This window comes from Brumimicrobium salinarum, assembly GCF_002844555.1.
GTDB classification, from domain to species: Bacteria; Bacteroidota; Bacteroidia; order Flavobacteriales_D; family Crocinitomicaceae; genus Brumimicrobium; species Brumimicrobium salinarum.
Genome location: NZ_PJNI01000001.1, coordinates 73,157 through 95,028 on the forward strand (window position 1 = coordinate 73,157; position 21,872 = coordinate 95,028).

Here is a 21,872-nt window from a genome sequence, read left to right on the forward strand (position 1 = left end):
TAACGATTTTTAAAAACCTCTAGATATGGACTACTTGCAGCGCTGCTATTGAAAGATTAATGCAAATGTTTATGTCTACTATGTTATCAAAAATTTAGAGTTTATATTTCCTCCCCCTTAATCCCTCCGTCAGCTAACGGAGGGAGCTGTCAATAACGTCCTACTTTTAATACAATTACAATGGCATATCCATTATTATGAATGTTTGATTTTTTACCGATAATAAAATCGTTACGTTTCCCCCTTCGGAGGGGGATGAAGGGGGAGGAATAGCAATGACGGTGTTTTAAACACACTATTTTAGCGTATCCTACAAAATAAAACTTAACCATTATTACATTTTTTTCATTTTTCATAAAAAATCAGATCCCAGAATGATATTCCCGAAAAGCTCAATGCAATGTATCAATTAAAACAATCTCTTTCAACCAAAAAACTTCACCCGTCAGCCGACGAATGAAGTTTTTTTCTTTATTTCCTTTTGAGAAGGCTTCTTCCCTCCTACTTCAAAAAGCTATACTTTTCAGCGTATTCTAACATCTGATCTTTAAAGCCTGATTCGTAGTCAACTTTGATGTTTGTAATGTTTCCGTCCTCGTCTTTTTCTCGAACGAGTACCGGATTTACAAAACCACTGTATGGTGGAATGTTTAAAGGCTTAACGCGCTCTAGCACCTCAGCATGAATCGCTTGGTCAATTTTTACTGCGTAAGTTTCAATTAAGTTCTTACCTGCCTCAAAATCTCCTTCAGATTTGATGCGTTGAATCTCTCTTAACAATTCTCCAAACAATCCTTGTAAAGCGACATAATCACGGATCTTGAAATAAGTCTTTCCATCCTCTTGGATTTTTTCAATTACATTGTCTGCTTTTCCTTTTTCATAAACCCATGCAGCAACCAATTGACGATTTCTCATGTGAGATTGTTCAATATTATTCCCTAATTTGATACGTTGCAATTGTGTCATTAAGCCGTTTCTGATATAAGCGTCGTATTCTGCTTTTCCAACTTCTAGGGTTTCCACTAAACCTAATTCAACCAATTTATCATTCATCAAAAAGTAAAGTGAGACTAAATCAGCACGCGCTTCTTCCAATGCACTTGCATAATTTTTTAGGGTTTCTTTAGGTGTTCCAACTCCAGGATTCAATTGACCACTCGCATGTCCCACTACCTCATGAAGAGAGGTGTGTAACTTAGAGCCTAAAGCACCGTATTTTTTCGCACGTTCTAATTCTTCATCGTCATAAGTAAACTCTTGTAGCATTGAACTACCAGAAGCGTTTTCATAAGCCTCAACAATGTTTCCTAAACTAACAGATTTTGAACCGTGTTCTGCTCTGATCCAATCAGCATTTGGAAGGTTCACTCCAATTGGTGTTGATGGTGACGCATCTCCAGCTTCTCCTACAACATTTACTACTTTATAAGTTACACCTTTAACGTTTTTCTTTTTATGCGCATCCATAATAGAAGAATTGTCTTCAAACCATTGAACATTATCCTCTAAAACTTTCATTTGTGCAGAAGCTTCGAAGTCCTTCATTTGAACGATGGTTTCGTAAGTTGCTCTGTATCCTTTGGCATCACCATATACTTCAATAAATCCATTGATGTAATCGATATCTCCTTCTGTGGCTTCAACCCAAGCAATACTGTATGCATCCCAATCTTTTAAATCGCCTGTGTGATAATATTTAATCAACAATTTTAACGCTTCTTTCTGTGCATCATTTTCTGCTACTTCCGTTGCTTTCTCTAACCAATAGGCTACTTTTTCAAGCGCAGCACCGTACATTCCTCCAATTTTCCATGGAATTTCTTTCAACTCTCCGTTTTCATCAAGTACCATTTTGGAGTTTAGCCCGTAAGAAATTGGTGTAGTATCGTTAGGATCCTTAATTTTCGCATAATATGCATCAACCATTTCCTCAGTTACGCCTTCTCCGTAAAAGTTATTTGCACTACCAGCAACAATTCCTTTTGAAGCGTCTAGGTTTACCGCTTTTGCATCAACATTCGGATCAAAAATAGCATTTAAAGCGTCCTCACTTATTTCAGCATCTGTTGCTTCTAAAAGCGACAAGAAATAATCTTGCTCAAATTGTGGTTCGAACTTATCTTTTGAATAATGGTGGTGAATTCCGTTAGCAAACCAAACTTGTTTTGTGTATTGCAAGAAGTTTTTCCAATCTTCAGAGCTATCTCCATCATGATTTGCCACAATGTGATCTAAAATGTTACGAATTTCTAAATTGTGCTTGTAATTTTGATCGTAAATAATATCTCTCCCGCTCAATCCAGCTTGAGTTAGATAATACGCCAACTTCTTTTGTTGTAATGTTAATTTATCAAATCCGTTGATTCTGTATCGCAACACGCGAATGTCAGCAAATCGGTCTGCTTCCCATTCAAAATCATTATTTTCTGTTGCTTCCGATTGAACCGTTTCGTCTTTACTTTTTTCTTCTTTTGTCTCACTTTCATTTTGTCCGCAAGAGAAAAGAATTCCCGCAGTAAGTGCCCCTACTATTATTTTCTTCATCTTATGTTGTTTATTTTGATTTCCGAAAATAAGGATTTTCTTTCAATTGACCGTTAAAACATATTTATCTAATAAAAGGCCTGACATCTTACCTCATGTAATTCATCAATTAGAGATATACACCTAACATAAACTTTTAAAATGTTTTATTGTTATTTAATAATCGGCACTAAAATGGAAAGCAACAATATTTGAATTGCCTAACATGAAAAAGACCATACAACTGGTGTTTCCGCATCAATTATTTGAGGAAAGTGAATTATTGCACAACAAGAATGAAATCATCTTGATTGAAGAGCATTTATTTTTTAAGCAATACAAATTTCACAAACAAAAAGTCGCTTTTCATAGGGCCACCATGAAAGGATATGCAGCTTATTTAACGGCTCAAAAAAAGAAGCGTTTGCTTTATTGACTTTATTGTTTAATCACTTTTTGAGTGCTTACAGTATTGGCCGCTGATGCTTTTACGATATAAGTTCCTTTTGCCAATGCAGACATATCAAGTGAAATGTTATTTGAACCACCTGATAAATGGTAGAAGAAACCACTGTAGACTTTGCCTGTTATTTCTGTTGTCATAGCTCCTGCGTTGGCATCCGTACCTATAGCAACCCTCATTTTTTCAGGATTGTTTTGGTCATTTCTATTGGCATATTCATAAGATATTTCATAATCACCAGCTTCTAATGACATAGCTTGCGTATAAAACCAAGCATTAGCAGCTTCAGTACTATTATAGGTATATGAAAGCACATTTCCTGTAAATCCATTATTGAAATAATATTCTACTGCCCAATCATTTCCTGCGCCAGCATTTTCTGTTGATGTACATACAGGAACAGTAATATCGTCATTTGCATCACCTGCATATCCATTCCCCATGTCATAAACACGTTCTATTGAACCATTAGAAGTATCAAAAGTTCCATCCTGATTCCAATCAATCTAAATTGCAATATTGTGGGTGTACGTACCGGAAGGACCTGTATAGAAATCAGCTGAAAATGAAAACGTTCCGCCTGAATTAATTTCAACAAATTTGGTTGTAAAATCACAATAACCATTCGGCGACATTCCTGAATTGTTGTTGGTGAGCGCAACAAGCGGATAAGTATGTTGTTATTTAAAATACTGATGGAAAGTATCATAGGATGCCAACAGATGTTTGATCACGTCATTAGCTTCCTCTTGATTTGTAGCAACTGCTAATTTTTTGGTTAGCTCTAAATGTGGATGTAACCATTTATGCAATTCATCATGGCTTTCCCCTTTCATGGTGCAACTCGAAATTAATTCTTTGTTTTGAGCTTCGATATTTTTGGCTAGCATTTCGTAATCTTCTCCTTGAGACTTTACGTATTCTTTTAAGTAATCCTCTCCTTTACGCACATAAGGTTCCATTTCTTCGTTGATTTCCCATTTTTCTCCTTCGTTTAAAGAAATTTCCTCTCCATTGTCATGGTGATGATCATGTTCATCTGCCGCTTGTTTTTCATTTTGATCCTGTTCCGCTGCATCCACCACTTGTTCTTGTTGCGCTTCAACTTTGTCGGTGTTTTCATTGCAACTAGCAAGTAAACCTAAAGTAAATATTCCTAATGTAATTACTGTATATTTCATAATAATTGATTTTTAACAGGTAAATATACATATAAAAGACTGATATCTCTTTTAATCTGATGGAAGTTTAATTGATTTTTATGTGGAAAAAACGTTCAAATGAATTATTCCATTATATTTGTCGTCGAAATGAACACAACAATTAAAAATAACTGGTGGTGCTTAGATGAAATATTCTAATGAAGCATGCTATAAATAATATTTACTAAAGATCTGCTTCTAGCAGGTCTTTTTTTTTGCAATAAACAATGTCAAAACAAGAACTTACATACAATATTTGGTGGTGGAACTTTAAAGATTATAAAATCTGAGAAGACGCTAATATATGTATCCAAAAAAACTATAAAGCTTGCTTCTCGCAAGCTTTTTTTTGCGCCAAAACGAAAAACAAACATGAAAAACCAAAACAATGAAATATAAAGTTTACACAAAACACAAAAAGAAATTAGCCGATTTATACACACCGGTTAATCTTTACAATAAGCTAAGGGATCATTTTCCGAATGCCTTGTTGCTTGAAAGTGCAGATTATCATGATCGTACCGATAGTAAAAGCTTTATCTGTCTCTCCCCATACGCAGGCTTTGAAGCAAAAGGAAAAGCTTACGAATACAAGCTACCTCATCAAGAAACAAAAAGCTTCGTTGCTGAAGAACATCAAAGCGTTTACACAGCTTTTCAAGATTTCATAGCTCATTTCGAAGCCACCACCACAGAATTGCCTTTTAACACCCAAGGACTTTGGGGGTTCTCTTCTTTTGAGGCGGTTCAATATATGGAAGACATCGAAATGAACTCCGCAACCCATGCAGTAAAAGATAATCCCAATTTAAAATATCAATTTTTCCGTTACGTATTGGTTTTTGATCATTTTAAAAACGAACTATACATTACACAAAACGAAACTGATGAAAAAAGCAATTTTAAAGAAGGTATTTCCTTTGTAGAGCAACTGATTGACATAAATAATCTACCTAATTTCTCATTCTCCACAGATGGCGATGAGACCTCAACGATAACAGATGCTGAGTATAAAACGATGGTTGAAAAAGGAATTCGCCATTGCCAATTAGGTGACACTTTTCAATTGGTGTTATCACGGGCATTTGAGCAAAAATACAAAGGAGATGATTTCAATTTGTACCGATGCCTAAGAAGCATTAATCCTTCACCTTACCTTTTTTACTTCGACTATGGGGATTTTAAAATTTTTGGTGCTTCTCCAGAATCACAATTACAAGTCCATAATGGCGAAGCTTCCATTAACCCAATTGCAGGTACAATTTTGCGAGGAGATTCACAAAGTGAAGATAAAAAGCGTGCTGAAGAACTCAAGAAAAACCCTAAAGAAATGGCAGAACATGTAATGTTAGTTGATCTAGCTAGAAACGATTTAAGCAAAAATGCAGCACAGGTAAAAGTTGAAAATTATGCTGAAATTCAGTTTTTCTCTCATGTAATTCACATGGTCAGTAAAGTAAAAGGAAAGTTATTACCTCATCAAAGCAGTATTCGAACTTTTGGGAACACCTTTCCTGCTGGAACTTTGTCTGGTGCGCCAAAATACGAAGCCCTATCATTAATTCAAAAATATGAAAAACATAAGCGTAATTTTTATGGTGGTGCAATTGGTTTTTTTGGTTTTGATGGCAGCGTTAATCATGCAATTATCATTCGATCGATTTTAAGTAAAAACAACACACTTGTTTACCAAGCAGGTGCCGGAATTGTTTCAGAAAGCACTCCTGAAGGAGAGTTACAAGAAGTAAATAATAAAATTAAGGCCATTAGAAAAGCCATTCAAAAAGCAAATGAGTTATGAAAATACTGGTTATTGATAATTACGACAGTTTTACCTACAACTTGGTATATATTTTAAGACAAGCCGCAAACGATGTAAGTGTATTTAGAAATGATAAAATTACCCCCGAAGCAGCACTGAACTATGATGCTGTTGTGCTTTCTCCAGGTCCAGGAACACCAGATAAGGCAGGAAACTTAATGGCTATTATTGAAAAGTGCGCAGGAAAAAAGCCAATACTTGGGGTTTGTTTAGGACATCAAGCTATTGCCACATTTTTAGGCGGCCAACTCCGTATATTACAAAATGTTTATCACGGTATTCAATCTGAAATAGAAATCATCGATTTTGAAACAAAACTCTTTAAAGGTTTATCAAACCCATTAAAGGTAGGTCGTTATCATTCATGGGATGTTGATTCAAACTATAAAGGTAACTACAAGGTCACGGCACAAACCGAAGAGGGAAACATTATGGGGTTGGAAAATACTGTCCTAGGGCTTTATGGCATCCAATTCCATCCAGAAAGTATTTTAACTCCAAAAGGGGAACAAATAATCAACAACTTTTTAAGCATTTGTAAGAACGATAAATCATGAAAAAAATTTTAGAAAAACTTTTCAAACAACAATACCTTTCAAGAACAGCGGCCAAAGCGATTCTTGGTGAAATCTCTGAAGGGAAGTACAATTCCTATGAAGTAAGTGCCTTTTTAACGGTTTTCAAAATGAGGAACATCACCGTTGAGGAATTAAAAGGATTTAGAGATTGTTTGCGCGAAAGATGTATTCAAATTGACTTGTCAGAATTTGATCCAATTGATTTATGCGGAACTGGTGGCGACGGAAAAGATACTTTTAACATCAGTACTTTAGCCTCTTTTGTTGTTGCAGGCGCAGGATATAAAGTGGCCAAACACGGGAATTATGGCGTCAGCTCTACATGTGGCTCATCCAACGTAATGGAGTACCTAGGTTATCAATTTACGAATGATAAAGATCAACTTAAACGGCAAATTGATAAAAGTGGAATTTGTTTCTTACATGCGCCACTCTTTCACCCTGCCATGAAAGAAGTCGCACCGATTAGAAAAAACATCGGGATTCCCACGTTTTTTAACATGCTCGGTCCTATGGTAAATCCGGCTATGCCACAAAAGCAATTGGTAGGCGTATTTTCCCTGCAACTTCAGCGGTATTACAAATACATATATGAAAATGAAGAGGTGAATTACCGCATTGTTCACGCTATGGATGGTTATGATGAAATCAGCCTAACAGGAAAAGCAAAAATCATTAGTCCAGGACAAGAACGGTTATTACTACCGACGGAAGTCACCTCAACAAAAATAACAGCCAAAGATTTACGCGGTGGAAAAGATGTAAAAACATCCGCTGAACTATTTGTAAAGATCTTAAACGGAGCAGGAACACTGGCGCAAAATAAGGCCGTGATTGCTAATGCGGCAATGGCCATCCAGTGTTTTCATAAAAATCAACCATTTAACGAAGCGCTCGCTATTGCAGAAGAGGCTTTACATAACAAATCTGCCTTACAATCATTCACTAAACTCATAACATCATGAATATACTCGAAAAAATTATCGCTGATAAAAGAAAATTAGTGCGACAACAACAAGAAATTAAAACCATTAAAAGTTTAACACAAAGTGTATTTTTTGAGACAACACCTGTTTCAATGAAAGCATATTTGACCCGAAAAGATAAAGCCGGCATCATAGCTGAGATTAAAAGGAAATCACCCAGCACAGGTTTGATTCATGCTCAAATAGATATTGAAAAACTAAGCATTTCATATATGCAAGCAGGAGCAGCGGCGCTTTCTGTGCTTACAGATACAAAGTATTTTGGTGGGAAAAACGCAGATTTAATAACCGCTCGCGAAAACAATTTCTGTCCGATTCTACGTAAAGACTTCATCATTGATGAATATCAAATTGTGGAAGCAAAAAGTATCGGAGCCGATTGTATTTTACTAATAGCTGCGTGTTTAACACCACAAGAATGTAGAAACCTAGCCGCTTTTGCCAAAACCTTACACCTCGAAGTGTTATTAGAAGTTACAACACAAGAAGAGATCGAAAAATACATAAATAAAAACATTGATATCATTGGAGTTAACAATAGAGATTTACGTGACTTTTCAACAGACATAAATAAAAGTATTGCATTATATGAAGCACTTCCTAAAGAACTCGTGAAAATTAGCGAAAGCGGAATAAAAACCGCAGAACAAATGCTGGAATTAAAAAATACAGGTTTTGATGGATTTCTTATCGGCGGGTATTTTATGCAACACGACGATCCTGCACAGGCCTGTAAGATTTTGATTGATGAATATAAAACTTTACTACATGAAGATTAAAGTTTGTGGAATGAAAAAACCGGAGAACATCGTTGGTATAGCAAACCTTCGACCCGATTTTATGGGGTTTATTTGTTACGAAAAATCTCCGAGATATATTGGTCATAACATTATAAAAAGCATCAACGCATTATCCTCAGAAATAAATAAAGTTGGCGTATTTGTGAATGCATCAATGGAAGAAATTAAAGACAAAAGTGCTGCCTTTGGTTTTGACTATATTCAATTGCATGGAAATGAAAGTGCATCATTTACAAAAAAACTCAACGAAAAAGGCTATAGCATCATTAAAGCTTTTCAAACTAGCGCAAACTTCGATTGGAGTTCATTAAAAACATATACACCTTTTGTTGACTATTTTCTTTTTGATACTCCAACAAAACAATATGGAGGTAGCGGTAAAAAATTCGATTGGGCAATTCTTAAAAACTACACAGAACAAACTCCTTTTTTCTTAAGTGGCGGAATTACAAACAATGACATTGATACAATAAAGAACCTAAGCTTTGAGCAATTAATCGGAATTGACATCAATAGTAAATATGAAACAGAGCCTGGATTAAAAAACATCGATTTAGTAAAACAAACCATTAAACAAATTAAAAAATGAAGCAAGATTATAATGTAGATGCAGCTGGGTTTTATGGCGTATTTGGAGGAGCATTTGTTCCCGAAATGCTATATCCCAACGTGGAAGAATTACAAAACTCATATTTAACCATTTTACAAGAAAAATCCTTTCAAAAAGAACTTCAGCAGCTTTTGGAAGATTATGTTGGCAGACCTACTCCACTTTATTTTGCCAAGCGACTTAGTGCACATTATGGCGCAAAAATATATCTCAAACGAGAAGACCTATGTCATACAGGCGCCCATAAAATCAATAATGCTTTAGGTCAAATTTTATTAGCTAAAAAACTAAATAAAACCAGAATTATTGCCGAAACAGGAGCAGGTCAACATGGAGTTGCTACCGCCACAGCATGTGCTTTAATGGGAATAGAATGTTGTATTTACATGGGAGCAAAAGATGTAGAAAGACAAGCTCCGAATGTTGCACGAATGAAAATGTTGGGTGCAACCATCATACCCGTTGAAAGCGGAAGTAAAACCTTGAAAGATGCTACAAATGAAGCAATTCGTGATTGGATTAACAACCCTGTTGATACACACTATATAATTGGATCTGTTGTTGGTCCCCATCCATATCCGGATATGGTGGCGCGATTTCAAGCAATAATCAGCAAGGAAATTAAAAATCAATTGAAAGGTGATCCTTCTCATGTAATTGCTTGCATTGGCGGCGGAAGTAATGCAATTGGAGCTTTTTATCATTATTTATCAAATAAAGCAGTACAACTCGTAGGCGTAGAAGCAGCTGGACAAGGAATTCACACCGCAAAAACTGCTGCAACCTTAACTTTGGGAACACAAGGAATTATTCATGCTTGTATGACCACTTTACTCCAAGATAAGGATGGACAAATCATTGAGCCACATAGCATTTCTGCAGGACTAGATTATCCAGGAATAGGTCCACAGCATGCACATTTACACCAAACTAAACGAGTAAATTACCACAGCGTAACTGACCAAGAAGCTTTAAACGCCGCATTGTTCCTATCCAAAAATGAAGGAATCATTCCTGCTTTAGAATCTGCCCACGCTTTGGCCTATCTCAACAAAATGGAAATTAAACCCACTGACAAGATCGTAATTAATCTGAGTGGACGAGGAGATAAAGATTTAGAAACACTTACAAAAAACCTATTGTAATGCAATTAAAAGAAATATTCAAAAACCGAAAAGAGCCAATACTTAATATCTATTTTACTGCAGGATATCCCGCATTAGAAAGTATGCCTATCATTTTAAACAGTTTAGAGCAAGCAGGAGTGGATATGGTAGAAATTGGAATGCCATACTCTGATCCGCTTAGTGATGGACCAACCATACAAAAAAGTAGTGCTATTGCGCTAAAAAACGGAATATCTACTTCAATAATTTTTGAGCAGCTCGCAAAATGTGAGTCAAAAATACCTAAAATAATGATGGGTTATTTTAATGCTGTACTTCAGTTTGGCGTAGAAAAATTTTGTGAAAAATGTCAGCAAAACAATATTCAAGGCGTTATTTTGCCTGACTTACCAATCCCTGTTTATCAAGAGCATTATCAAACAACCTTTGAAAAATATGGGATTGCGCCCATTTTCTTGGTAACTCCTGAAACTAGCGAAGAAAGAATTCGGTACATAGATGCATGTAGCACTGCTTTTATCTATGCGGTGAGTACTTCAAGCACGACAGGAGCGGGAACAGGAATTCAATCTGCAGCTGCATACTTACAAAAGCTTCAAACAATGCAATTAAACAATCCTATTTTGATTGGATTTAACATTGGAAGTAAGGCAGATTTTGACTTTGCTAGTCAATATGCAGCTGGGGGAATCATTGGCAGTGCTTTTATTAAGCAGTTAGAAAACTCCACGACACTAGAAAATGATATTCAAAAATTTATTAAAAACATTAGACCCAAAAACTAAAGGAATGATTATTCAATTAAAAAAAGAAATAACAGCTGATGAGAAACAGCACTTAGAACAACAATTAAATCAATTACATATTAACTTTTATCCTGTTGTTACACAAAGGGGAACTTATTTTATTTGCACACCAAAAGAAGCCTTTGATATTCGGAAGGTTGGACACCTGAATGGAATTCTTGATGTACATCGGGTAAAAGGCAAGCATAAAATGGTAAGCAACAAATGGAAAGTTAATAATACGGTTATCGATTGCGGAGACGATGTGTTAATTGGAGACGGTAAATTAACAGTTATGGCAGGGCCGTGTAGCATTGAAAGTGAAGCACAAATTAATGCCACAGTTGAATCCTTAAAACAAAATGGAGTTCGAATTATGAGAGGCGGTGTTTACAAGCCAAGAACAAGTCCATACAGTTTTAGAGGCTTAGGGATGGAAGGATTGAAAATGTTTTACAATGCGTGTCAACAAAACGGCATTAAAATTATAACCGAAGTAATGGAATCTGGTCAAATTGAGGAGATGATGCCTTATGTTGATATCTTTCAGGTCGGTGCTCGAAATGCTCAAAATTTCAATCTTTTAGAGGCTTTGGGAGAAGTAGATAAGCCCGTGATGTTAAAAAGAGGAATTAGTGGAACAATTGATGAACTCTTATATTCTGCTGAGTATGTTTTTAAAAGCGGAAATGAAAAACTTATACTTTGTGAGCGAGGCATTCGCACATTTGAAAATGCATACCGAAACACTTTAGATTTGAATGCTGTCCCAATTTTAAAAGAAAAATCACATTTGCCCGTTATTGTAGATCCCTCTCATGGCATAGGTATTCGGAAACACGTAGCCCAAATGGCATTAGCTTCAGCTGCTGTAGGTGCTGATGGATTGATTATTGAAACGCATAAAACACCTGAAAAGGCAGCAACGGATGGACAACAAACTTTATCTTTTAGGGAGTTTGAAGAATTGATGCAAAAATTAAAAGTTTTTGAAACAGCTTTTGCTTCCAGCTAAAAAGAAAGTATTTAACCTAGATTATTAACCCGGATTCCAAGACAGGGTCTTTTGTAACATAAAATAGCTAACTTCATCGACTAAGTCGGATTTTTTAGATTGAATTACACCTGACGCTGAAGGTGTCAAGTAATTATAGCCCCGTGTAAGCAAAGCGCAACGCGGGGCTATAAATATCGGTATAATTCTTTTTGGTGGCATTTTTGTCGCGTAGCAAAACAAGAATGATGACAAAAAAAATCGTGAATCAAAATATTATCTGTATTCAAAAGTAGCGGGGCTTTTGTGATATAAAATAGCCGATTTTAGTAACTTAGTCAATTTGTTAGATAGAATTATTCATGAACACGAAATCTCAGCGAAGCATCTCGTAAGGTCATTAATAATCTAGGGTTAAACTATTAGTCTGGAGTTGAAGATTTTTTCTTGATTCTCCGCCTTCTTACCACTAAGAATTTTAATGGATATCTTGCTTGATAGTCAACCTTTAAGTTAAAATCCTCAATCTGTAAGACTTTTATTGTAAAAAATGAAATATCAAAAGATATATATAAAGATTTCTCGTCATCCCAATAAATTGGGATTCTGTCGAAAAGACCGGTTTCAGGCTAAGACAAATGGAAAAAAGAAGAAAAGCAGAGCTTTTCTTCTTTTTTCCTAATTTGACCCCACACGACTGTCATTTCGATCATCCCAAAAATCAAAGATTTTGGGATGGAGAAATCTATAAAAATGTTACTGGTATAGTCGTGGGGAATCACTTTTTTTCTTGAGTGAAAAAGTATAACTCAATCCGAGTTGCGCATTTATATGATGAAACATCTTTGATTCTACTGGTACATTTTTTAACATTTCACGGTAATTGTCGCCATCATACCACTCTAAGTATTTATATTTCATTTTCCTTAGACTATAACCCATAGAAAAATTGAGGCGTACATCTTTGCTTAAACGAAAATCACAACCTAAAGAAATAGTTCCTAATAAAGGGGTAGATTGATAGAAGTTTGAGTTGTATGAATTATAAGGATAAACAGTAAGGTATGTATAATAATTTATAATTCCATAATTCATTCTACCCAAATAACCATCCCTATAGTTTGTGGCTACTTCACTTAAAATGCTCAATCCTAAATAGGGACGAACTTTCTTTTGATTACTCAATAAATGATACGCAAAAGAACCGCCTATCATGTGACTTTTATATGCGAATTGAGTTTTACCAAGAGCCTTGTCTTCTGATGATATTATATTAGTCTTGTATCCATAAGTAGCGTAAAAGTAAAAATCACCTTTTGGTCTTTGAAAGTTTAATCCCAATTCTATTTTTGTAAGGTTGTATAGGTTTGAATAATTATCAAAAATTCGAGTGAAAGATCCATTGGAAAGCTGAGCACTCATCTTTGTTTCATTTTCTTGAGAAAAACTCAAAAGAGAACATAATACACTAAATATGAAAAGGGTTAAAGATTTCATTGCTTTATAATTTTAAAGGTTTGACTTTGTTTTTGTAACCTACCAATATACAACCCACTCGAAAGAATTTTAGTTATTCTTGTCTCTCCTTTCCCCACCTTATATTCTCCAATAATAGTTCCAGCAAAAGATTAAAGAATAAAAACATCATCTTGGATGCTTTTTATTGTAAAGGATTTTTCAAACGGATTGGAGTAAATGTTACTTTCTTCTTTTATATTTAAAAATTCTTGTGTAATTATTGTTGTTTCATTATACAAATTAACCTCGCTTACTGTTTCTCACAGGTATACCTATACAAGCGATGATCTGTAACAGTGAAGGACGGATCACTAGGGCTTGGAGAGTAAGTAGATGTTCCGCTTTGTGTTAGCGTAAACGAATTTTTTTTCCAATCTAAAGTATAAGTATCTGAGTCATCAAATTCATGGTATTTAATGGTTAGCTCATTTGGTGTGTTGGAATATCTGAAATCATATTTATAGGCATCGTAATCTTCTGCATGAATCATCCAACCCGATCCAGCCCTATTAAACTGCATCATGCCATAGTTTTCGTATACATCATTTTTTTCATTGGCAGGCCAGGTGGAAGTAACAATCTCTTCGTATTTAACAATGTCCCATTTTCCTCCGTTGTTCCATAAATTTCTTTCGATTTTCTTTTCTTTTTTACAGGCCGAAAATAAAAGTAAAGCAAATAGTAAAATTAATATATTTTTCATTTTGTACAAATTTAATTATTTATTATTGAAGGTAATAGGTCTTACTTTTTCTCGCAAATAAATTTCAATGAATAGGTAGTTGTTATTTGTATTGGGTTGTTGTTCTCATCATAATCCTCAAACTCTTGGACCTCTGAAAAACTCATTATCATTTTATCTTTTTCCCATTCTAGATTATAAGCTACTCCACCATGATCAGCATAAATAAGATAAATTGAGTGCTCTGAATTGTGGTAAGTAAATTCCTTATTAATGTATTCTTCATACAGAAGACCTTCTAAATAAATAGCTAACTCTGAAGAATAATTTGTATTTCCTGTTCCATCTTTCTCAAACTGAATAGTTCCTCCATTGTTGATTACGTATGAATCATTATACTCTGGAGTAGATGCTGAGGTGTATGACTCCTCAAATGATTTAATCTCCCATTCACCACCTTTTTCCACAGGTTTCTTTCAATTTTCTTTTCTTTTTTACATCCTGTCGCTACTAATGTAATAAGGAGGATGAAGAGTAGTTTTTTCATGGTTTTATATTTTAGTATTTTCTTTTGATTTCATTATTGAAAAAGTATAATTCAATCCGAGTTGCGCATTGATAAAATGAAACATTTTTGATTCCACTGGTACATTTTTTAACATTTCACGGTAATTGTCGCCATCATACCACTCTAAGTATTTATATTTCATTTTCCTTAGACTATAACCCATAGAAAAATTGAGGCGTACAACTTTACTTAAACGAAAATCACAACCTAAAGAAAGTGTGCCTAGAAAAGGGGTAGATTGATAGAAGTTTGAGATATTGAAAAGGTAAGAATTTGTCATAGAATTAAGAGGTTTATTTATTATATAAAAAGAATTTGGTGTCATAAAGCCATCTTTATAATTTGTGGCTAATTCACTTAAAATGCTCATTCCAAAATAGGGTCGGACCTTCCTTTGAATACTCAATAGATGATACTCGAAAGAGCCACCGAACATATGGCTTTTATAAGAAAAGACGGTTAAGCCTGCAGATTTCTGAGAAGATAGTAAAAGGTTGGTATTTAAGCCATATGTCACAAATAAATAAAAGTCACCCTTTGCTCTCTGAAAGTTTATGCCAAGATCTATTTTTGTTAGATTATAAAGATCGTGAGTATTTGTGAAAACGCGAGAGAAGGTACTATTTGAAAGCTGAGCACTCATCTTTGTTTCATTTTCTTGAGAAAAACTCAAAAGAGAACATAATACACTAAATATGAAAAGGGCTAAAGTTTTCATTGTTTGATTAGTTTAAAGGTTTTGTTTTGATTCATAAAAGTGATAATATACATTCCATCATTAAAAAAAGAGGAGTTAATTTTTGTAAGCCCTTCTTCTATATTGTAAATTCCTATAATTTTTCCTTCTACAGACTTTAAAACCATTTGGTCTTTTTGGGGGCTTTGAATTGATATGTAGTTTTGAAAAGGATTAGGGAAAACACTTAAAGGCTTTAAGTTGTCGTCTAATTGCAGGGTCTCTTCATTTGATAGACTGTCTAAACCCGTGTTGACTAAAGACTTGCTTACCTCGCAATCTTCCTTATACATTACAAACCAAGCAGCAGGTAAATCATTACTACCATTATGACTTACTGTTAATTCAGGGTATCTTAAGGTAATTCCCCAGTTCCCATTTTTTTATTAGTCTCAATACAATCACTTTTTAAATATCCATCTCCTGCTCGAAAAGCAGAATACCAATAAATACGATATTTAGTATGGGTTTTTAAATTGGTTACACGCAATTGCTCAGAATTCTTAACATAGTTCCATTCAGTATTTCTAGGGGTATTATACTTGGGATCCATGTTAATATTGCTACAAGGCGATCCTATTCCTCTTGTTTTGACATTATAAGTTCTATTATAAACATAACCTACAGCCATTTTTTTATTAGAAGAAATGTAATTCTGTTGTTCTACAGCATACTTCTTAAATATCCCATCATTTTCAGCTTTTCCCATCCCATGCTTCCAGCCTCCCCATGTATCACTCAAGGTATTAATTACATCCTCCCCATTCATGTGGTTTTTTACACGAATTGTGGTTTTCCACATATCGTAAATGTGAGGAGCCATGGTTACGTTATCATTTTCATGTGTGAACTTAAACGGGGTATATCCTGGCCAACTGTTATAACCAGCTATTCCAATAAAAGGTAATTTCATTTTGTCGACAGGAAGCATTGAGTAGTTAGCGCATTTCATAGTAGCAGTAATCTTAAATTAAAGATACTCTTTTTAATTAGATTTCAAAAGATTATATTGAAAAATCTGGTTTTGTTTGTTTCTTATTTTGGAGTTGTAGGTTTTTTCTTGAATGAAAAAGCATAGGTTAATCCTAATTGAACATCTAGCATATGTGAGTTTATGTTTTCATTTGGAATTGTTTTGAGTTTGTCATAAACATTATCATTTTCTTTCCATTCTGCATATTTCACCTTCATTATACGAAAGTCATAGCCCAGTGCAATATTTAAGTTTAAATTTTTAATTAGTTTAATATCGACTCCACCAAGAAAATTAATTACTAAAGGTGTAGAATAATAAAAATGAGAATAATAATAATCAACTGCTGGATCTTCTCCACCTGGGGTTGGATCGATATAGCTAAAGCTAGGTTCAACTTTTGGAAAATACTCATTAAATACGAGAAGTCCATTTTTATAATTAGAATAAACTTCAGATAAAACAGCGATTTTCAAAAATGGTCTTACTTTTTTGTTATGTTCTCGAAAAATATATTTTGATGAAGCACCTATCAAATGAATTCGTTGAAGTGATTTATAAGGTCTTATCTTATTTCCTTTTGAATCAAAATGTTCTGTTTTCTGATTTTCATAATCAATAGAAATACTGTCAAAAGGATAGGAATAGGTTACATTGGATGAGAATTGATATGCAAAAGATATAATAAAGTCTCCGTTTTTATTATTATTTAACTTCGTTCCTATATCAAAGTTAAAACCACCATAAACCTGAGCTGCCTTGTTACTTATTATCTCCTTTGAAAATGAACCTGAAACATCAACAATAATGGATGGTTTTTCTTGAGAAAAACTTAATATATATAGACTTACAAAAAACAAAGTGAGACGATTTTTCATTTTTTTATAATTTTAAAGGTTTGAGATTGGTTACGAAGAGTTCCAATATACATCCCATTTGAAAGGTTTGTTGAGATCTTAGTTTCTCTCTTTTTAAATATTATGTTTTCCGATTATTTTATAGTGTTGTGTTTATATTTTTTCTTTTTTCTTAAATGAAAAAGCGTAGCTTAAGCCTAACCTCGGATTTACATAAGAAAACATCATAGATTTTACTGGTGTACCTTTAAGTATTTCACGATAATCTTCATGATCTTCCCATTCTAAATATTTATATTTTAATTTTTGTAATGCTAATCCAACGGAAAGGTTGAGATGTAAATCCTTCATTAAACGAAAATCGCAACCAACCGAGAAACTTCCTAAAAATGGCATTGATTGGTAAAACCCCGAACTATTAAAAGAAGAAATATTATTACCAGCTGAAGTATGAATATGACTATCATTTGTTAAAAAACTATCTTCCCCTAAAAAACCTCCTTTATAATTTGTTGCTACCTCAGTAATTACAGATACACCAAAATAGGGTCTTACTTTTTTTTGATTTTTTAAGAAGTGATATTCAAATGCACCTCCTAAAAAGTGTCCTCTATATAAAAAACTAGTATTGAAACCATAAGTGAAATAAAGATATATATCACCGTTTTTTTTTTGAAAATCGGCTCCTAGTTCTAATGTTGTTGAGTTAATCAGCGAGCCGTGGTTTGAGAATAAATCCATATAAATAGTTTGTGAAACTTGCACAGTCAGTTTTGTTTCTTCGTTTTGAGAAAAGGCTAAGAATGGTGTAATCATGCAATAGCCTAGTATTTTCATTGATTTCATTGTTTTATTATCTTATGTGTGATATTTTGATCTATAAAAGTGATGAGAAATATTCCACTATTTAAATATGTAGTATTAATATTTGTAATACCTTGTTCATTATTGTAATTGCCTATAATTTTTCCTTCAATTGACTTTATGACCATTTGATCTTTTTGAGGACTTTGGGTTGATAAGTAATTACGAAATGGATTAGGATAGATATTTAAAAGCGTTAGATTTAATGTATAAATCAACTTCGTCTAACTTTAACAATGGATATTGATCCTCAAATACAAAATCAGGCCAATTCCTACCATCGACAATCACCTCTCTTGTGTGGGTTATACCATCCACTCCGTTAACGTAAAAAATATCTTGAGTCCCATTACTCAATCTTAAATCTCCATTTGCTTTCAGTAAAAAAACTGTTTTCTGAAAATTGGTTTGTGGGTTTAAAACGCCAGCATGTATTAATGAAGATGATGATGATGGAGTACCAAAATGATTAATGCTTAGCTTCCCGGCAAACCGGTTTTCCTGCCCAATCACTAAAGAGTGGGTTAAGGTTGACCCGTTAATAATCGTATTTCCTTTAACATGCAATCTTTCTTTTGGATTTTGTGTTCCTAGCCCCAAACGAACATTGCAGTTTTGAGAACCAGAAGTTACTATTTTTTTATTTCCATACACCCAAGAAGGAGTATAAGGCTCGGGACAAGCTATTTGCCCTAAACCTGGTCGAACAATTATCTGAGCGTGAAAAGTGTTACTTATATATAAAAATGCGAAAACCATAATAAGTTTACCGCTTAATCTCGCTAAACAATTTTTGTTTATAAAAATTGATGTGTGATGTGTGCATAATCAGTAGTAGTTAAAATTCTAGTTAAATATAGTTATTTAAAAATACTTATCAATTTTTTAACAACGTTTTTTTTCTAAACCGCCTTATTTGAGCTGCATCAAAGGCTCGAATTGAAGTAACAAAAACAGTCAGCAATACTTAGCCTGACTTATTTAATAGTCTAATCCAAAAATCTGGTAGCGAATGAAAATCATTATTTTAACTGTATTTTAAAAAAATTCAAGAACCTTATTTTGGAGACTTAGCCCGCTTTATTCACCAATCTTGATTCTTAAAAACACAATTTATTAATAATCAGATGTTTAAAAGTGCTCTATACGATTTCAAAGAAACCCAAATTTGGGTATCGATAATTTGGAAGATTCAAAATTAAATTAGCTGCGCTGAGACTTCGTGTTCATGGATAAAGCGGGTTAGGCTGATGAAAGATTTTTATTTATACGTCGTCACAAGCCATTTAAAATAACAATCAAATACAAACCTAGCTATTTAACGCATTAAAAAAACGAGTGAACAAAAATGCCCACTCGTTTTTAATTTTAGGGTTACCCATTTAAATCATAGTTTGTAATTGCCAATTTACGTCCCATCCAAATCCAACATTTTATATTGATAGTCAGAACCTTGGTTTCTTATTGTTAATTAGGATAAATCAAAATAGATCCTTCGCAAAATAAAAAATTGATTTTTTTATTTTCACATCAGGATGACAGACCTAATAGTGGTAGGAGGCAAAAATCAGGGGTTGGAAGTGATGGCGCAAGGCGCCATCACTTCCATACCCTGATTTTTGATTGCCCTCCCTTGAAACTGTCATCCTGAACCTTGGAAAATTTTTAATTTTCTAAGGGAAGAACCTATTCTAATCTATTCACTATCAAAGCCTTTTACAATAAATGGTAAATAGATTTAAACGAAATTGCTTATTGCGATTTAAATGGGTTACCCATTTAATTTATCTAAACCATTAATAACGTTAAACCTTCATTCCTTTAACAACTCTGTCTTTACGTTGGTTTTTCTTCCAGTTTTTAAGTTTTACCATAAGGTAAGCCGCAGAACTTCCACGTACTGCATAATACACTGAACCACCGTAATCTAATTCGCCTTTTCCGTTGTTCCATTGCGCAACAAGATAATAACGTCCATTCGAGATATTTCTTCTTTCTGCAAAACGTAAAACTCGTCCCCCGCCCAATTCAAAGCGAATTTGAACTGTTCCATCGTCTTCTAATTTTTCAAATACACATGGTCGATTAGCGGGAATAACAATTCGCTCAGATGTAGACCTTTCAGATTTTACTAACTCACCAGAACTTCCAGTGGTTGCCATTTGTTGCTGTTCATCACTACGCTCAAGAATAATGGTTTCTGAGGTATAAAACTGAACTTTTTTCATCTTTTCTGGAGTAAGATCAAAATCGGCTTTTATTTTTTTGTGTAAGGCACTTTGGTTGCACAACTGCCCATTAATATAATCGTTAATAAAGCAAATAATATTCTCATTGTATTTATTTTTACATATTAGACTACGAAAATAAGAACAAAAAATATTCCATAACAATTAATTGACTAATAAATTACAACCGCGCAAATCACTTTGATCAAATCTGCCTAAGATTTTAAACCTTTTTCCTGCTTCAACCCCAAGATCATCGGTGGAAATAAAAGAACAACTGTATAAATTTGCCAAGTCAATTACATTTACGCCTCCTGTTTTTTCATTTGCTAAAAAATGAAAGGGATCATTCACATCACGTATCATTATTTTCATCCAGTTGGGAGGTCTAAAAAACTCACTTCCATCCGTATATCCCTGAGAAAGAAGTTCTGTCATTCCATATTCTGAAAATATTTTAGATACATTTAAACCTTTTTTTAATTCTTCATGTAATTCTGAACGTATCATTTCTTTTCTACGGCCTTTCATCCCTCCTGTTTCAATAATCTTAACACCGGATAAATCGATATTTTTTTCTGCAAAATCCAATAACGCATAAGAAACACCAAACAATACGATTGTTTTGTCTTGCGTTTTTGCTTTCTGAATTGCCTCAATCAATGCTTTAGGATTGGATAAATAAAATCCAGATAAGGAATGCTGAGTGGCACGAATGAGAAAATCGACCATGTACACTAAGGAAGATTCACCTTGTTCGATGTAGTTGGGTAATAAAGCAAAAATAATTGCATTTTCTGGCGGAACAATTTGCTGTGAAAAAGTTGGTAAAAATGAACGTTCATAAAGTTCAGTACTTGGAATATGATGTTCGCTTCGTTTATTTAAGGTAGTTCCTGAGCTCTTAAACACTAAGTTTGTTTTCTTTCTATATTCATCTGAAAGAACGGTGTGGGTTTTAAAAAACGATATGGGTAAAAATGGAATTTCTTTATAATCTTTTGGATCAGTTCGATTTAGTAGATTACAAAACTCACGATAAACCCGTACATGCTTAAATTGATATTGAAATACTGATATAGCGGCTGTATTAAATTCTTCTTCTGACTGAATAGAAAATATAGAATCGATAAGCTGTTGTTCTTTTGCCAAAATATAATTTTAAAATACAAATAAAAAGTGCTTAAAAAGAATAAGAGCCTAGAACGGGAGTTCTAAGCTCTTATCACACTAATCAACCTAACCTACTACTACTGCCACAAAGATACACAAATTATCTGTATTGAAAATAAAAATTGAAGAAAAATTTAAAACCAAAAGTCAACCCACATAATAATGTAGGCATGCATAACACTTTATATTAAGGCAGGGTAAACACAAACATAACCCTTTATATTCAAAGCTTTCACATGATTAAATACTTTCAAATATTAAAGGTGAAAATCAAAAAATAACGCAGAATTCAAGGTTTAGCTTTCCAATATTTAGTGATTTTAAGACATAAAAAACATCAAATGTTAGATTAATTATCAAGCAATCGACTTAATGGACGT

24 protein-coding genes are annotated in these 21,872 nt (G+C 33.9%); 9 read left to right on the top strand and 15 right to left on the bottom strand.

The features are described from left to right. Nucleotides 1–501: 501 nt before the first annotated feature. A complete protein-coding gene (locus CW751_RS00365; protein ID WP_101332974.1) occupies nt 502–2,547 on the bottom strand; it encodes a dipeptidyl-peptidase 3 family protein in 2,046 nt (681 codons plus the stop codon). Nucleotides 2,548–2,752: 205 nt separating this feature from the next. Here CW751_RS00365 and CW751_RS00370 point away from each other — a divergent pair, with 205 nt between their 5' ends. Next, a complete protein-coding gene (locus tag CW751_RS00370) occupies nt 2,753–2,962 on the top strand; it encodes a cryptochrome/photolyase family protein (RefSeq protein ID WP_101332975.1) in 210 nt (69 codons plus the stop codon). A gap of 2 nt (nt 2,963–2,964) precedes the next feature. Here the strand turns inward: CW751_RS00370 and CW751_RS00375 are convergent, their stop codons facing one another. Further along, nucleotides 2,965–3,432, bottom strand: coding sequence for a T9SS-dependent choice-of-anchor J family protein (locus CW751_RS00375; protein ID WP_101332976.1), 468 nt, complete (start codon nt 3,430–3,432; stop codon nt 2,965–2,967). A 237-nt stretch (nt 3,433–3,669) separates the two neighbouring features. Then, nucleotides 3,670–4,170: a hypothetical protein gene (locus tag CW751_RS00380; protein ID WP_101332977.1), complete on the bottom strand. Its 501-nt coding sequence runs from the start codon at nt 4,168–4,170 to the stop codon at nt 3,670–3,672. Nucleotides 4,171–4,579: 409 nt separating this feature from the next. On the opposite strand from CW751_RS00380, the gene CW751_RS00385 reads away from it, so the two are divergent. Genes CW751_RS00385 through aroF form a run of 8 tightly spaced genes read left to right on the top strand, consistent with a single transcriptional unit; the run spans nt 4,580 to nt 11,914 of the window. Continuing rightward, nucleotides 4,580–5,992 carry an anthranilate synthase component I family protein gene (locus tag CW751_RS00385; protein WP_101332978.1) on the top strand — a complete coding sequence of 471 codons (1,413 nt, stop codon included), beginning with the start codon at nt 4,580–4,582 and terminating at the stop codon, nt 5,990–5,992. Beyond that, entirely contained in the window at nt 5,989–6,570 is a 582-nt protein-coding gene (locus CW751_RS00390) for an anthranilate synthase component II (protein ID WP_101332979.1), read from the top strand. The genes CW751_RS00385 and CW751_RS00390 overlap by 4 nt, the downstream gene beginning before the upstream one ends. Then, nucleotides 6,567–7,556 carry an anthranilate phosphoribosyltransferase gene (gene trpD, locus CW751_RS00395; RefSeq protein WP_101332980.1) on the top strand — a complete coding sequence of 330 codons (990 nt, stop codon included), beginning with the start codon at nt 6,567–6,569 and terminating at the stop codon, nt 7,554–7,556. The genes CW751_RS00390 and trpD overlap by 4 nt, the downstream gene beginning before the upstream one ends. After that, nucleotides 7,553–8,356, top strand: a complete 804-nt coding sequence (gene trpC, locus CW751_RS00400) for an indole-3-glycerol phosphate synthase TrpC (RefSeq protein ID WP_101332981.1) — start codon at nt 7,553–7,555, stop codon at nt 8,354–8,356. Before trpD ends, trpC begins: the two co-directional genes overlap by 4 nt. Beyond that, the gene (locus CW751_RS00405) at nt 8,346–8,966 is read left to right on the top strand and encodes a phosphoribosylanthranilate isomerase (RefSeq protein ID WP_101333509.1); all 621 of its coding nucleotides are present in this window, start codon (nt 8,346–8,348) and stop codon (nt 8,964–8,966) included. Before trpC ends, CW751_RS00405 begins: the two co-directional genes overlap by 11 nt. Then, a complete protein-coding gene (gene trpB, locus CW751_RS00410; RefSeq protein WP_101332982.1) occupies nt 8,963–10,132 on the top strand; it encodes a tryptophan synthase subunit beta in 1,170 nt (389 codons plus the stop codon). The genes CW751_RS00405 and trpB overlap by 4 nt, the downstream gene beginning before the upstream one ends. Next, a complete protein-coding gene (gene trpA / locus CW751_RS00415) occupies nt 10,132–10,899 on the top strand; it encodes a tryptophan synthase subunit alpha (RefSeq protein ID WP_101332983.1) in 768 nt (255 codons plus the stop codon). Before trpB ends, trpA begins: the two co-directional genes overlap by 1 nt. Before the next feature lie 4 nt (nt 10,900–10,903). Then, nucleotides 10,904–11,914 (top strand): 3-deoxy-7-phosphoheptulonate synthase, encoded by a 1,011-nt coding sequence (gene aroF, locus CW751_RS00420; protein ID WP_101333510.1) that lies wholly within the window; start codon nt 10,904–10,906, stop codon nt 11,912–11,914. 735 nt (nt 11,915–12,649) lie between these two features. Here aroF and CW751_RS00425 read toward each other — a convergent pair. The 12 genes from CW751_RS00425 to CW751_RS00480 form a co-directional block, all read right to left on the bottom strand. Continuing rightward, entirely contained in the window at nt 12,650–13,390 is a 741-nt protein-coding gene (locus tag CW751_RS00425; RefSeq protein WP_133122080.1) for a hypothetical protein, read from the bottom strand. Between the two features lie 271 nt (nt 13,391–13,661). Continuing rightward, nucleotides 13,662–14,114: a hypothetical protein gene (locus tag CW751_RS00430; RefSeq protein ID WP_101332985.1), complete on the bottom strand. Its 453-nt coding sequence runs from the start codon at nt 14,112–14,114 to the stop codon at nt 13,662–13,664. Between the two features lie 41 nt (nt 14,115–14,155). Then, on the bottom strand, nt 14,156–14,560 hold the full coding sequence (locus CW751_RS00435; RefSeq protein ID WP_101332986.1) for a hypothetical protein: 405 nt from the start codon (nt 14,558–14,560) through the stop codon (nt 14,156–14,158). An 84-nt stretch (nt 14,561–14,644) separates the two neighbouring features. After that, entirely contained in the window at nt 14,645–15,379 is a 735-nt protein-coding gene (locus tag CW751_RS00440) for a hypothetical protein (protein WP_101332987.1), read from the bottom strand. Beyond that, complete coding sequence (locus CW751_RS00445; protein ID WP_101332988.1) at nt 15,376–15,690, bottom strand: T9SS type A sorting domain-containing protein; 315 nt, start codon at nt 15,688–15,690, stop codon at nt 15,376–15,378. Before CW751_RS00445 ends, CW751_RS00440 begins: the two co-directional genes overlap by 4 nt. A gap of 62 nt (nt 15,691–15,752) precedes the next feature. Further along, complete coding sequence (locus tag CW751_RS00450; RefSeq protein WP_133122081.1) at nt 15,753–16,310, bottom strand: hypothetical protein; 558 nt, start codon at nt 16,308–16,310, stop codon at nt 15,753–15,755. 122 nt (nt 16,311–16,432) lie between these two features. Next, nucleotides 16,433–17,248, bottom strand: coding sequence for a hypothetical protein (locus CW751_RS00455; RefSeq protein WP_101332990.1), 816 nt, complete (start codon nt 17,246–17,248; stop codon nt 16,433–16,435). Nucleotides 17,249–17,380: 132 nt separating this feature from the next. Beyond that, on the bottom strand, nt 17,381–18,064 hold the full coding sequence (locus tag CW751_RS00460) for a hypothetical protein (protein ID WP_133122082.1): 684 nt from the start codon (nt 18,062–18,064) through the stop codon (nt 17,381–17,383). Nucleotides 18,065–18,069: 5 nt separating this feature from the next. Continuing rightward, a complete protein-coding gene (locus CW751_RS15960) occupies nt 18,070–18,219 on the bottom strand; it encodes a hypothetical protein (protein WP_394335951.1) in 150 nt (49 codons plus the stop codon). Nucleotides 18,220–18,265: 46 nt separating this feature from the next. Then, the gene (locus CW751_RS00470; protein ID WP_101332993.1) at nt 18,266–18,850 is read right to left on the bottom strand and encodes a hypothetical protein; all 585 of its coding nucleotides are present in this window, start codon (nt 18,848–18,850) and stop codon (nt 18,266–18,268) included. 1,046 nt (nt 18,851–19,896) lie between these two features. Then, nucleotides 19,897–20,319, bottom strand: a complete 423-nt coding sequence (locus CW751_RS00475) for a hypothetical protein (RefSeq protein ID WP_133122083.1) — start codon at nt 20,317–20,319, stop codon at nt 19,897–19,899. Nucleotides 20,320–20,484: 165 nt separating this feature from the next. Continuing rightward, nucleotides 20,485–21,471: a LuxE/PaaK family acyltransferase gene (locus CW751_RS00480; RefSeq protein WP_240612507.1), complete on the bottom strand. Its 987-nt coding sequence runs from the start codon at nt 21,469–21,471 to the stop codon at nt 20,485–20,487. Nucleotides 21,472–21,872 lie beyond the last annotated feature (401 nt).